Origin of the sequence: Longilinea arvoryzae, assembly GCF_001050235.1 — a bacterium.
Classification (GTDB): Bacteria; Chloroflexota; Anaerolineae; order Anaerolineales; family Anaerolineaceae; genus Longilinea; species Longilinea arvoryzae.
Genome location: NZ_DF967972.1, coordinates 303,979 through 316,316 on the forward strand (window position 1 = coordinate 303,979; position 12,338 = coordinate 316,316).

The 12,338-nt window shown below is 59.7% G+C and carries 12 protein-coding genes; 5 read left to right on the top strand and 7 right to left on the bottom strand.

Annotation, left to right across the window (positions count from 1 at the left end; translation table 11 throughout):
* Nucleotides 1-43 precede the first annotated feature (43 nt).
* The gene (radA, locus tag LARV_RS01390) at nucleotides 44-1,450 is read right to left on the bottom strand and encodes a DNA repair protein RadA (RefSeq protein ID WP_075071950.1); all 1,407 of its coding nucleotides are present in this window, start codon (nucleotides 1,448-1,450) and stop codon (nucleotides 44-46) included.
* 240 nt (nucleotides 1,451-1,690) lie between these two features.
* Here radA and LARV_RS01395 point away from each other — a divergent pair, with 240 nt between their 5' ends.
* Complete coding sequence (locus tag LARV_RS01395; protein WP_075071951.1) at nucleotides 1,691-2,710, top strand: hypothetical protein; 1,020 nt, start codon at nucleotides 1,691-1,693, stop codon at nucleotides 2,708-2,710.
* A gap of 47 nt (nucleotides 2,711-2,757) precedes the next feature.
* Here LARV_RS01395 and LARV_RS01400 read toward each other — a convergent pair whose 3' ends face one another.
* The gene (locus LARV_RS01400) at nucleotides 2,758-3,990 is read right to left on the bottom strand and encodes an NAD(P)-binding domain-containing protein (protein WP_075071952.1); all 1,233 of its coding nucleotides are present in this window, start codon (nucleotides 3,988-3,990) and stop codon (nucleotides 2,758-2,760) included.
* A gap of 173 nt (nucleotides 3,991-4,163) precedes the next feature.
* Between LARV_RS01400 and LARV_RS01405 the strand changes: the two genes are divergently transcribed.
* Entirely contained in the window at nucleotides 4,164-5,147 is a 984-nt protein-coding gene (locus LARV_RS01405; RefSeq protein WP_075071953.1) for a GNAT family N-acetyltransferase, read from the top strand.
* 29 nt (nucleotides 5,148-5,176) lie between these two features.
* On the opposite strand, the gene LARV_RS01410 is transcribed toward LARV_RS01405, so the two are convergent.
* The 3 genes from LARV_RS01410 to LARV_RS01420 form a co-directional block, all read right to left on the bottom strand.
* Nucleotides 5,177-5,782: a hypothetical protein gene (locus LARV_RS01410; protein ID WP_075071954.1), complete on the bottom strand. Its 606-nt coding sequence runs from the start codon at nucleotides 5,780-5,782 to the stop codon at nucleotides 5,177-5,179.
* Between the two features lie 116 nt (nucleotides 5,783-5,898).
* A complete protein-coding gene (locus LARV_RS01415; RefSeq protein ID WP_075071955.1) occupies nucleotides 5,899-6,156 on the bottom strand; it encodes a hypothetical protein in 258 nt (85 codons plus the stop codon).
* Nucleotides 6,157-6,179: 23 nt separating this feature from the next.
* Complete coding sequence (locus tag LARV_RS01420) at nucleotides 6,180-6,608, bottom strand: RrF2 family transcriptional regulator (RefSeq protein WP_075071956.1); 429 nt, start codon at nucleotides 6,606-6,608, stop codon at nucleotides 6,180-6,182.
* Between the two features lie 275 nt (nucleotides 6,609-6,883).
* Here LARV_RS01420 and LARV_RS01425 point away from each other — a divergent pair, with 275 nt between their 5' ends.
* The 3 genes from LARV_RS01425 (at nucleotide 6,884) to LARV_RS01435 (ending at nucleotide 11,127) form a co-directional block, all read left to right on the top strand.
* The gene (locus LARV_RS01425; protein ID WP_075071957.1) at nucleotides 6,884-7,306 is read left to right on the top strand and encodes an acyl-CoA thioesterase; all 423 of its coding nucleotides are present in this window, start codon (nucleotides 6,884-6,886) and stop codon (nucleotides 7,304-7,306) included.
* 41 nt (nucleotides 7,307-7,347) lie between these two features.
* Complete coding sequence (locus tag LARV_RS01430; RefSeq protein WP_075071958.1) at nucleotides 7,348-8,394, top strand: M42 family metallopeptidase; 1,047 nt, start codon at nucleotides 7,348-7,350, stop codon at nucleotides 8,392-8,394.
* 234 nt (nucleotides 8,395-8,628) lie between these two features.
* On the top strand, nucleotides 8,629-11,127 hold the full coding sequence (locus LARV_RS01435; RefSeq protein ID WP_075071959.1) for an ATP-dependent Clp protease ATP-binding subunit: 2,499 nt from the start codon (nucleotides 8,629-8,631) through the stop codon (nucleotides 11,125-11,127).
* A 103-nt stretch (nucleotides 11,128-11,230) separates the two neighbouring features.
* Here LARV_RS01435 and LARV_RS01440 read toward each other — a convergent pair whose 3' ends face one another.
* Both LARV_RS01440 and LARV_RS01445 read right to left on the bottom strand, forming a co-directional pair.
* On the bottom strand, nucleotides 11,231-11,896 hold the full coding sequence (locus LARV_RS01440; RefSeq protein WP_075071960.1) for a GNAT family N-acetyltransferase: 666 nt from the start codon (nucleotides 11,894-11,896) through the stop codon (nucleotides 11,231-11,233).
* Nucleotides 11,897-11,998: 102 nt separating this feature from the next.
* Entirely contained in the window at nucleotides 11,999-12,253 is a 255-nt protein-coding gene (locus LARV_RS01445; RefSeq protein ID WP_075071961.1) for a GlsB/YeaQ/YmgE family stress response membrane protein, read from the bottom strand.
* Nucleotides 12,254-12,338 lie beyond the last annotated feature (85 nt).

The window sequence follows — 12,338 nt, forward strand, 5'->3', positions numbered from 1 at the left end:
GGCCCCGGCTAACATCACTCAACCCAACCTGCATAACGGCGAGTTACTTTTCTTCCTTCACCAGCGCCAGGGTCAGGGCCTCGCGCAGCGAGCGCGCCTCCAGCACCTGAATGCCCTCGGGCAAGGGCTCGCTCTTGCGCAGTCGGCGCGGGATGACGGCCGACTTGAAACCCAGTTTGGCAGCCTCGCGCAGGCGCGCGTCCATTTGCCCCACCCAGCGCAGCTCGCCCGAAAGCCCCACCTCGCCGATCAGCGCCAGGTCGGCGCGCACCGGCAGATCGCGCAGCGACGAAGCCACCGCCACGGCAACGGCCAGGTCGGCGGCCGGCTCGGTGATGCGCAGCCCGCCCACCACATTGACGAATACATCCTGCTCGCCCAGATGCAATCCCATGCGCCGCGATAACACCGCCGTTAACATCAACAGGCGGTTGATATCGATGCCGTTGGGCGTGCGCCGCGGATTGGCCATGCTGGACGGACTGGTCAGCCCCTGCAGTTCCACCAGCAGCGGGCGCGTGCCCTCCATGGTCACCGCGATGGACGAACCCGGAGCGTTGACCATGCGCTCGGCCAGGAAAGCCTCGGACGGGTTGGGCACTTCGATCATGCCGTGCTCGCGCATTTCGAACACGCCCACCTCCGAGGTGGCTCCGAAGCGGTTCTTCACCGAACGCAGCAGCCGGAAGGTCTGGTAGCGGTCGCCCTCCAGATAGAGAACCGTGTCCACGATGTGCTCCAGCACGCGCGGACCGGCGATGATGCCCTCCTTGGTGACGTGCCCGATGACGAACACGGCCATGCCGGAGGTCTTGGCCAGCTCGCGCAGGCGCGAGGCGCTCTCGCGCACCTGGCTGACCGAACCGGCCGAAGATTCGATGGCCGGCAAATAAACCGTCTGGATCGAGTCCACCACCAACAGCGTGGGGTCGACCGTGCGGGTATGCTCCAGGATCGTCTCCAGGTTGGTTTCGGTCACCAGATAAAGGTTATCGGGCATCTGGCCGTCCCTGCCGTCCTCGTCGCGCAGCAGGCGCAGGGCGCGCATCTTTATCTGGCGTTCGGATTCCTCACCCGAGACGTACAAAACCTTGCGCTCGGCGGCCATTTCCACCGCCATTTGCAGCATCAAGGTCGATTTGCCGATGCCCGGGTCGCCGCCCACCAGCACGATCGAGCCCGGCACCACCCCGCCGCCCAGCACGCGCGCGAACTCCTGCATGCGGATCGGCAGGCGTTCTTCGACGTCGCCTTCGATCTCCTGCAGGCGGCGCGGCTGCGATTGCCCGGCCAGCCCGTGCGGTTCACCCTTGCGCCCGCTGGCCGCCGGCGGGGTGATGAACTCCTCGACCATCGAGCCCCAGCTTCCACAGGCCGGGCAGCGCCCCAACTGGCGCGGGGAAGTTTTTCCACAATTCTGGCAGACGTATTGGGTGAGGGTTTTTGGCATAGAACTATTATACTATGAAGAGGGTATGGGAGATGCGGTGAAGCGTGAGGCGGTGACTCGGTATTCGTTGATTCGGTATTCGTTGATTCGACCATTGGTGATTCGTGAATCGTCAGTGCGCCAATAATCCTATCCTCGATCCAGATCCTGCCCATCCTGTTCATCCTGTGAATTCTTTACCAAACTCCGTATAATCATTTTGAGGGAAACGAACGCGTTGCCCATGCAAAGGAGGTTTCCATGCCCTGGCAAGATCAACTCAAGGGCGATGCAATCGCCTGGCTGCTGGAATATCCTTCGCCCGACGTGCGCTACCGGGCGCTGCGCGACCTGCTCGACCGCCCCGCGGACGACCCGCAGCTCGCGGCTGCCTATCAGGCGGCTTCCGGCGGTGGGCCGATCGCCGCGGTCCTGGATGAAATGCAACCCCAGGGCTACTGGGCGCGGCCCGGCCCGGGTTACAACCCCAAATACCGCGCCACGGTCTGGGCGTTGACCCTGCTGGCGCAGTTGGGCGCGTCCGTCGAAATGGACGCCCGCATCCGCCAGGCCTGCCAGTACCTGTTCGAACACGCATTCACGCCGCTCGGGCAGTTCAGCTCGAACGGCTCACCCTCCGGCACCATCGACTGCCTGCAGGGCAACCTGTGCTGGGCGCTGACCGCGCTGGGCATCGACGACCCGCGCCTGGATCAGGCCTATGAGTGGATGGCGCGCACCGTCACCGGCGAGGGGTTGGCCCCGGTCGGCGAGCGCTCGAACCCGATGCGTTTTTACACCTACAAACACGGCCCGCTGTTCACCTGCTCGGCCAACAACTACCAGCCCTGCGCCTGGGGCGCCGCCAAGGGGATGCTGGCCTTCAGCGTGCTGCCGGCCAGCCAGCGCACCCCGCTCATCGATCGCGCCATTCACGCCGGGGTCGAATTCCTGTTCTCGGTCGACCTGATGAAGGCGACCTACCCAACCCGTCTGGGTGACGACAAGCCCAACCGCGACTGGTGGAAGTTCGGTTTCCCGGTCTTCTACATCACCGACCTGCTGCAAATCGGCGAGGCGCTGGCCAACCTGGGCTATGCCGCCGATCCGCGCATGGCTGGGCTGCTCGATTTCATCCGTCAAAAGCAGGATGCCGACGGCCGCTGGCCGCTTGAATTCGATTACAGCGGCAAGACCTGGTGCGAGTTCGGCGAGAAGAAACAAGCCAATCCGTGGGTGACGCTGCGGGCGCTGAGGGTGTTGAAAAAAAGTGAAGTGTGAGTGGTGAACCGGGATTGGCTTCATCTTCACGCCTCACGGTTCACGCTTCACCTCTTCGCCATCTCCTCCGCCAGATAGGCCGCATCCTCGCCCACGCCGTATAACAAACCGGATGTCTGACGATACAGCCAGGGCAGGCCGAGAAAATACAGCCCGGCAAACTCCGTCGCACCGCGCCGGGTGATCGGGTAACCAAACGAATCGAAAACCGGAAGCTTTACCATACTGAAATCGAACGCAAAGCCACCCGCCCAGATCACGGTATGGATGCCGGCCTCCCGCAAATCCAGAGTCGAATATTCCGGAGCGGAATAGCCATCCGACAACTGAGGAATCTGTTCCGGCGGATCGGAATACCCATTCCGGATAATGGTTTCATCCACCAGCCTGACAAAATCGCTTTCCGCTTTATCGGCTTTCGCCAGGCTTTCCTTCAAATCGGCCGCCAGGATAAGCTTGCCATCCTGAAAATCGCGGACGTGCCCCAGCAGCACAATGCCGTCCCGCTGAAATTGGTGCAGGTTCAGACTGTGGCCGCCGTTCTTGCCGGTTACATGCGGATTGGGGCCAAATCGCGCCGCCGGCGAGGGCAATTGATCGGCGGTGCGCCTGAACAGCCCGGTTTCCAGCACCCATTCAAAGACATCCCGGCCCCGGTAACGGCGCGGGAAACGCCCGGCGCCGCCCACGCACAAATACACCTTTCGCCCGCTCTCGTTCAATTCTTCGGCAATCTGGCAGCCGGATTGGCCCGACCCCACCACCAGCACGGCGCCGGGCGGCAGCCGGTCCGGGTTGCGGTAATCGCAGGCAGCCAGACGGTGAACATCAGGAGGCAGCAGTCTGGCCCAGGCCGGCACCCGCGCGCGCTGGAACAGGCCGCTGGCGACGACGACTTGCTTTGCCCGATAATTTCGGTCGTTCGTCCTGACCAGGTATCCCTTCTCGCGAGGCAGGATGCCCTGAACCTCCACCCCGTAGAGCAGCGGGAGGGTATATTGCCGAATATAATCCTGAAAACGCTGGTCGACCTCGGCGCGCGGCATAAATCCGTTTGGTTCCGAGCCCGCGTATTCTGCTCCCGGCAGGCGGAACCCCCAGTTGGGCGTAACCAGTGTAAAGGAATCCCAACGTTGTTGGGTCCACGCGCTGCCGGCGCGGTGGGTCTTTTCCAAAACCACGTGTTCGCGTTGCTGCTGAGTCAGGTAATAGCTCATTGAAAGGCCGGCCTGTCCGCCGCCCACAATCACCGTTTCAATCGTCTCCGTCTTGCGCGTCATTCCTACCCCATTTCTGTTTTATTATTACATTATTTGTAAACAATATCATATTACCGATTCGGCAAATTACAAGGGGCAAGAAAAATTGAAAACCGGTCGATCCCCCCGGTGACACCCAAAGGGTCTGCTATACTTACAACGGTTGCAATAAATCAATCTCTCAAGGATGGCACATGGAAATCCTGCCTCTGACTCGCGATCATTATCCACAGGCTGCTGAATTGTTTGTCCGCAAATTGAAAAGGCTGCGGCAGAGCATCCCAGAGCTTCCCGATTCGCTCGAGGATATCGATGCAGTCGCGGAGCAGTTCGGAAGGTTTCCCCCATCCACCCCGGCGTATGTTGCCATGCAGGACGGCCGCATGCTGGGTTATCTGGCCGGGTTCGTCTTCGGAAATATGCGCGGGACCGGCCGGACCGGTGCATTTGTGCCCGAATGGGGCCATGCGGCGCTGGAGGACGAGCCAGCGGTTTACCGCCAGCTTTACAGCGCCATTTCAGGTTCATGGGCCGCGGCGGGTGCAAGCATGCACGGCATTGCCCTGCTGGCCAATGATCTGGCCGCCCTGCGAGCCTGGTTTTGGAACGGCTTCGGACTGACCGTGGTGGACGGCATCCGCTCCACCGGCCCGATTGGGGCGGTTCCGCCAGCCGGCTGGGAGTTGCGGCCGGCCGAGAAAGCCGATGCGGACGCGATTTCGCGGATGGACGCCGAACACTGCCGCCATTATTCACAGGCGCCGTTGTTCATGGCGCCGCGCCAGGCCGACGATGCCGAGACGGTTCGCCGCTTCATTGGCCGCCAGCCCAACCGGTACTGGCTGGCATTTCACGGCGGCGAACTGGGCGGCCTGCTCCGCTGTGAACCGCGTTCGGAAGGTGCGGCGGAAATTGTCGTTTCCCCGAAAACGATTGCCGTCGACGGCGCTTTTGTTCGCCCGCAATTCCGCGGGCAAGGCGTGGCGTCGGCATTGCTCGAAGCCGCCTTGCGCGATTACGCCGCGCAGGGCTTCACGCGCTGTTCGGTCGATTTCGAATCCTTCAACCCGCAGGCTGCCGCCCTCTGGCCGCGGTATTTTCACCCGGTGACCTATTCCGCCATCCGGGTGTTGGAATGGCTACAGCCAAATCCCGCCGAGGATAATTCGTCTCGATAAAAATAGCCGCCCATCGGGCGGTCAGCGTCTCAAGATTTACGCCGCAACAGAAGACTGATCACCGCTCCGATCGCCAGCGAAAGGAGCAGAAGGGCTCCAAAGAAAAATTCGATCCGCGCCGAGCCGCCGCTGAAGATGGGTGACTCAGGGTGCAATACGTTCGTCGCGTTGCCCAGCGCGGCCCACAGGGCAATCCCGAACGCCAGGTTGGAGCCGCAGGTCAGCCAGTCGATGCGCAGCACGCTCAATCCGGCTTGCAGCAGCACAGCTGCCACGCCAAAGGCAAAGGGCACCTGCCAGCGCGGTTCAGCGAAAAATAGCCCTCCCCAATTGAGCTGCATCACCAGCAGCGACATGGGCAGGTAGGTCAGCCAGAAAACCAGGCCGGTGCGTCCCAGTGCCAGCGACCATCCCGCCAGCAGCGCCCGGCCCTTTTTTGAAACCAGCCCGGCCAGCCCCGTCAGCCCGGAAATAGCAAAAGCTGCTTTGCCCGCCCACACCCAGGCGCCATGCAGCGTTACGAGGCGCAGATTGGCCCCCAGGCTGCGTTCTGCCGGCCCGAAAAACGTAACAAGACCCGTCAGAATCACAAGCCCGAACAACGCGATCCACAGAGCTCGTGCAGATTTCAACATACGTTGATTATATCGAAACGCCAGAGAGTCGGATCGAAATAGCCGGGATTTTTTATGTAAAAAGAGGCGCATTGTGTTGCGCCTCTTCTGTATTCAAATCAGAGTCCGGTGGACGATCAATCGATCGTACGCAATGGTCGGTCCGGTAAACCCAGGAAATACACCATGGCATTGTTATATGAACTGACCTGGCCGGTCGATTTTAGATGATCCAGTTCGTCGTCCTGTATGTGAAGGCTGATTTCAAATTCAGAACAGGTACGCATATCACCGGTATTGATATCCAGGAACTGACCACCCCCCCAATCGATTACCACGGTTCCATCCCTTAAAACCAGCACCCACTGTCGATTAATCGGTGTGCCTACTGGCATGGTGAACTCCTGTGATGAACGGGTTAGTTGCTGCTGGCTGCTGGCGACGACGCTTCGGACATGAATTGCGCGAAAGTGGTCGTGGCCAGTTTTTCGATCAACTCCGTTTGGGTCCCGCACCAGAGCTTGCGCAGCGGGCAATTCTCACCAAATGGGCAAGCATCGGGCGAAGACGTGCATTCGTTCAACGCGATGGGGCCATCGATGGCTTCCACAACCTCGAGGATGGTAATCTCCTCCGGCGATCGGGCCAGCGACACGCCGCCGCGAGCGCCCCGGGAGGTGTGAATAAGGCCAGCGATGGAAAGCTGAGAGATGATCTTGGCCAAAAAGGAAGGCGGAATGCGCTGCTCTTCGGCGATTTGGCTGGTCGCTGCGCGTTGAGTCGGATCCAATTTGGTCAGATGATAGATGGCGCGCAATGCGTAGTCGGCCTGACGGGTGATTTGCATAAATAACTCCTCATGGAGAATTTGGACAATTCAGATATACAGATCAAATTTCTCTTTTTAAGAGTTTATGACAACCCTGGATTTTGGGCAAGTGATACACATCATACCAAATGTATGACAGGTTTACTCAATGCCACATAAAAAGGGAATAAACGTCTTTTTCCTACTATTTATTGTGACGAAATGCACATTTCTGGACCTGCGTTCAGATTTTAACATACAGTATAATTTCAGGGTCGGTTTCTGATCCTTAAACCTATGCAGGGGTAATCTCCATGACCGAATTTCGCTTCTATTGTCCGATTCAGGTCCGTTACGGCGATCTGGATGCGCAGTGGCATGTCAACAACGCCCGCTTCAACAGCTATATCGAACAGGGCCGGTTCGAATACCTGCTCCGCCTGGGTTTATTCGACGGCGTCGATTTCAGCTCGCTGGGTTTGATCGTTGCTGATGTGCACATCACCTATCTGGCCCCCATCGAGATCAACCATCAGGTGCGGGTCGGCGTTCGCACCTCGCGCATTGGCAATAAAAGCCTGGTCTTTGAATATATCGTTCAGGATGCCGCCAGCGGCGATCTATTTGCCAAAGCCGAAACAGTGATGGTAGCGTATGATTATAAAAGCCGCCAGTCCATCCCGGTCTCGCCCGAGTGGCGTTCAACCATCAGCACTTTCGAAGGCGTCGCTTTCTAGGCTGCCTTTATCCAAATCCTATCCCAATATGAGGTCAAGTCATGGCACTGCCAAAGATCGATACGGATTATTTGCTGGAATTTGCGACCAGTTTGCTCAACACCCCCAGCCCCACCGGCATGGCCGAGGCAGGCATCGATTTCACCGAACGCGCTCTGTCCGGATACACCGGTTTGGAATTCCACCACACGCGTAAAGGCGCGCTGGTGATCACCTGGCCGGGTCAGAAGGATGACGCTCCGCGCGCGCTGACCGCTCACGCCGACACGCTGGGCGCGATGGTCAAAGAGATCAAGGAGAACGGCCGCCTCAAGCTGACCCAGATTGGCGGCTATGCGTGGAACACCGTGGAAGGCGAAGGCTGCACGATCTTCGCTTCCAACGGCCAGCGCTACCGCGGCTCCATTCTGTTCAACCAGGCTTCTGCCCACGTTTTCGGCAGCAAAGTCAATGAGACCAAACGCGACGGCGATGCCATGGAAGTCCGCCTCGATTTGCGCACCACCAGCCCTGAGGAAACCGAGAAATTCGGGATTCGCGTCGGCGATTTCGTTGCCTTCGACCCGCGGGTGGAGGTGAACAACGGGTTTCTCCGCTCGCGTCACCTGGACGACAAGGCCTGCGTGGCCTGCCTGGTTGCGGCGGTCAAGGCCATCCATGATGCCGGGCTCAAGCCGTTACAAAAGACGTATTTGCACATCAGCAATTACGAAGAAGTCGGGCACGGCGCCTCGGCCGGCATCCCCGCCGAGGTGACCGAACTGGTCAGCGTCGATATGGCCGCGGTCGGCGAAGGCCAGGCCTCGGATGAGTATCATGCCACATTGTGCGTCAAAGATTCCGGCGGGCCCTATCACCACGGCCTGTCGCAGCGCCTGCGCACGCTGGCCGAAGCCAACGCCATCGATTATAAAGTGGATATCTATCCCTTCTACGGCTCGGACGGCGAAGCCTACTGGCGCGCCGGCGGCGACGTGGCGGTGGCCTTGATCGGCCCCGGCGTGGACGCCTCGCACAACTACGAGCGCACCCACCTGGATGCGCTGGTGGCAACCACGCAGTGGGTGCTGGCTTATCTGCTCAATTAACCGCCGCCAACCGCCGTAACCCAAACTCACAACGATATCGCTTTCACCACCGGATGCAGGCCTGCAATACCGGGTGGAAAATTCTGTTAAAACTTGGTAGAATCTTTATAGAAGAGTACCTAATTAAAGGTATGGATTGGGGGTTCGCCCCAGAATGCAGCAGAAGCTGTAGGCTCTTGAACGGCGGAGCCGGCAGGAATTGAGAAGGTATCAGGAGGTATCGCCGTGGCTGGTATGGAACGTTTCACCCAGAGAGCACGCAGGGTGTTAAGCCTGGCTCACCAGGAAGCAGAACGGATGCACCAAGAATCGATCAGCACAGAGCATGTGCTGCTGGGTCTGATCGAGGAAGAAGGCGGAATCGCCGGACGGGTGCTGCGCGACCTGGGCCTGGAACCCGACCGCGTGCGCGAAATGGTCGAAAGATTGGGCGGCGCTGGCACATTTCAAGGGAACAAGATCGACCTGTCTTCCGGTGTGCAGCAGGTTCTGGAATTTGCCATCGATGAAGCCCGCCGCATGGGACATCACTACATCGGCACCGAGCATTTGCTGCTCGGACTGATGCGTTCGAATGAAGGATTGGCGCTGGACGTGCTGCGCAAACTGGGCGTAACGCCCGAACAGATTCGCCGGCAGACCCGCCGCGTGCTGCAGGAAAGCAGTTCGCAAATCAATACCGCCCAGCCGGGTTCCGAAAAGCGGGGCGATCCGAATAGCGCAGGTCAGGAAAAGAGCAAGGAAAAAAGCAAGACTCCGCTGGTCGACCAACTGGCGGTGGACCTGACCACACTGGCCGAAGAAGGCAAGCTGGATCCGGTCATCGGGCGCCAGATGGAAATCGAACGCGTCATTCAAATTCTGGCGCGCCGCACCAAGAACAACCCCGCCCTGATCGGCGAGCCCGGCGTTGGCAAGACGGCCATCGTCGAGGGTCTGGCCCAGCGCATTCTCGAGGGCGACGTACCTGCGCCGCTGCTCGATAAGCGCGTGCTGCAACTCGATGTCGGTTCGCTGGTGGCCGGCACCATGTACCGCGGCCAGTTCGAAGAGCGCCTCAAGCGCGTCATTGACGAACTGAAAGCCTCGGGCGCCATCCTGTTCATCGATGAGCTGCACATGCTGGTGGGCGCCGGCGCGGCCGGCTCTTCCGTCGACGCCGCCAATATCCTCAAACCGGCGCTCAGCCGCGGCGAACTGCAGGTCATCGGTGCGACCACGCTGGAGGAATACCGCAAACATATCGAGTCGGACGCCGCGCTGGAGCGCCGCTTCCAACCCATCAAGGTGGAAGAACCGACCATCGATGAAACCATCGAGATCCTCAAGGGCATCCGCTCGGCTTACGAAGAGCATCACCGCCTGGTGATCTCGGACGAAGCCCTCGATGCCGCCGCGCGCCTTTCGGCGCGTTACGTCACCGAGCGTTTCCTGCCGGACAAGGCCATCGACCTGATCGACGAATCCTCGTCGCGCGTGCGCATGTACAAAAGCCCGGCCGCCAAGACGGTCAAGGATATCATGGAGCAGTTGCGCGACGTACGCCACAGCCACAGCCTGGCGCTGGAAGACGGCCGTTTCGACGATGCCCAGGACTTGCTGGATCGCGAGAACGCCTTGGAAAGCCAGCTCGAGCGCATGCGCACCGGCTGGGACCGCGCCACCAGTCCGGTGGTCAGCGCAGACGATATCGCCGAGGTCGTTTCGATGTGGACGGGTGTGCCCCTGATGCAGCTCGCCCAGGAAGAATCGGAGCGCCTGCTGCACATGGAAGAGGAGCTGAGCAAATCCATCATCGGCCAGGAGGAGGCCATCGAGGCTATTTCCAAGGCCGTGCGCCGCGCGCGCGCCGGGTTGAAAGACCCGCGCCGCCCGATCGGCTCCTTCATCTTCCTCGGCCCCACCGGCGTCGGCAAGACCGAACTGACCAAGGCGCTGGCGCGCTTCATGTTCGGCAGCGAAGACGCGCTGATCCAACTGGACATGTCTGAGTTCATGGAGCGCCATACCGTCAGCCGCCTGGTCGGCGCGCCCCCCGGTTACGTCGGCTATGAAGAAGCCGGCCAGCTTACCGAGGCCATCCGCCGCCGGCCGTACTCGATCGTCGTCTTCGACGAAATCGAAAAGGCGCACCCCGAGGCGCACAACATGCTCCTCCAGATCATGGAAGAGGGCCATCTCTCCGATGCGCGCGGGCACAAGGTCGATTTCCGCAACGCCATCATCGTCATGACCTCCAATATCGGCGCGGATATGATCAAACGCCAGACCGGCTTTGGTTTCCAGTTGAAAACCGATGAAGCCAACGAAGAGAAACTGGCCTACGACGAAATGCGCAAGAAACTGACCGAGTCGCTGCACCGCGTGTTCCGACCCGAGTTCATCAACCGCGTCGATTCGGTGATCGTCTTCCGCTCGCTCAACCGGGAAGATATCCGCAAGATCGTACGTCTGGAATTGGACAAGGTCGCCGAACGCCTGCGCGACCACAACCTGGTGCTGCAGGCCAGTGACGCTGCCCTGGATCAACTCGCCGACGAAGGCTACGATCCCGATATGGGCGCCCGCCCGCTGCGCCGGGTCATCCAGAACAAGATCGAAGACCGGCTGTCGGATGCGCTTCTGGCAGGCGAGTTCAACGACGGCGACATCATCCAGATCGACCGCGTGCCGGACGGCGAAATCTTCATGCGCCGGGTGGAATCGCAGCCTGAATTGGGCGAACCCGCCTAGACGGAGCTTAAGTTCAAACAAACAGGGATGCACCTAGCCGTGTGTCTCTGTTTTTTTAGTTCCTGTAGGGGCAATTCATGAATTGCCCCTACCTAAACGTCCTTTACGAACGATTCTGCCAGCGTGAACGTGCGATCAACAGGCTGTCCGGATCGTCGCCCGGGTCCGATTGGGGATCCTCCGCGCTGGCGGTGACATCTTCACCCCGCGCCAGAGAAACGCCGCGCCGAGCGGCCCATTCGCGGTCGAGAATGCCAAACCAGTATTCACTCGACCAGCGTCCTTTGAACCACAGATTTTCGATAAGATGCGCCTCACGGCGCAGCCCGATTTTTTCCAGCAGGTGGCAGGAAACCAGGTTGAGCTCGTCGCAGCCGGCGCGGACGCGGTGCATTTTCAATTCGAAGAACAGATAATCCAGCAGTCGGACGGTGGCTTCGAAACCGTAGCCCTGCCGCTGGAACTTCCGCGCAATCGTGAGTCCCATTTCAGCCTGGTGCGGATCCTCGGCCTCGACCTTGAAGGCGCAGTCGCCGGCCAACTCGCCGCTGGATTTAACCTGGATGGCCAACTGCAGCCACTTGCCGGGCGCGCCCGCCTGAACGCGCCGCATGGCGCGGATGAATTCCACGGCCTGCAGCTCGGTGAAAGGGATATCCCAACCCTGATACCGGGCTACATCCGGGTCGGAACGATATGCCGCGAAGCCTTCCACATCGCGCACCTCGAATGCGCGCAGAATCAAGCGATCCGTTTCCAATGTAAGCATGATGTATGCCTCGATATCGTGGAGTGCATTTAATTGTAGTTAAATGCAAACGCGAGGGGAGTGTCTTAAATCCCCCCTCGCGCTGGAAATCTGCCTGTTTCGTTAGCGGCGCCGCAGAAAACGCAGCGCCAACAGCAGGATGGCCGCTCCGACGATTGCCGCGATGATTTCAGCCAGGATGCCGGTCCCGATGTGGATTTTCAGCACGCCGAACAACCAGCCGCCAAACAACCCGCCCAGAATGCCCACCACAATCGTACCGACCAGGCCGAGTTTGATCCCTTTGACCAGAAACTCGGCAACCATACCCGCAATGCCGCCGATGACGATCCAGGTGACAATGCTTCCAAGGTCCATTTTTTCCTCCTATCGATATGGATCCTGTCAAACTCAGAAATCATGCTTGGATATGAACAGTATAGCATAACCTTTTCTCGCAAGA

Coding starts and splice junctions, on each gene's coding strand:
- radA (WP_075071950.1), bottom strand. CDS start 1,450: ATGCCAAAAACCCTCACCCAATACGTCTGCCAGAATTGTGGAAAAACT.
- LARV_RS01395 (WP_075071951.1), top strand. CDS start 1,691: ATGCCCTGGCAAGATCAACTCAAGGGCGATGCAATCGCCTGGCTGCTG.
- LARV_RS01400 (WP_075071952.1), bottom strand. CDS start 3,990: ATGACGCGCAAGACGGAGACGATTGAAACGGTGATTGTGGGCGGCGGA.
- LARV_RS01405 (WP_075071953.1), top strand. CDS start 4,164: ATGGAAATCCTGCCTCTGACTCGCGATCATTATCCACAGGCTGCTGAA.
- LARV_RS01410 (WP_075071954.1), bottom strand. CDS start 5,782: ATGTTGAAATCTGCACGAGCTCTGTGGATCGCGTTGTTCGGGCTTGTG.
- LARV_RS01415 (WP_075071955.1), bottom strand. CDS start 6,156: ATGCCAGTAGGCACACCGATTAATCGACAGTGGGTGCTGGTTTTAAGG.
- LARV_RS01420 (WP_075071956.1), bottom strand. CDS start 6,608: ATGCAAATCACCCGTCAGGCCGACTACGCATTGCGCGCCATCTATCAT.
- LARV_RS01425 (WP_075071957.1), top strand. CDS start 6,884: ATGACCGAATTTCGCTTCTATTGTCCGATTCAGGTCCGTTACGGCGAT.
- LARV_RS01430 (WP_075071958.1), top strand. CDS start 7,348: ATGGCACTGCCAAAGATCGATACGGATTATTTGCTGGAATTTGCGACC.
- LARV_RS01435 (WP_075071959.1), top strand. CDS start 8,629: ATGGAACGTTTCACCCAGAGAGCACGCAGGGTGTTAAGCCTGGCTCAC.
- LARV_RS01440 (WP_075071960.1), bottom strand. CDS start 11,896: ATGCTTACATTGGAAACGGATCGCTTGATTCTGCGCGCATTCGAGGTG.
- LARV_RS01445 (WP_075071961.1), bottom strand. CDS start 12,253: ATGGACCTTGGAAGCATTGTCACCTGGATCGTCATCGGCGGCATTGCG.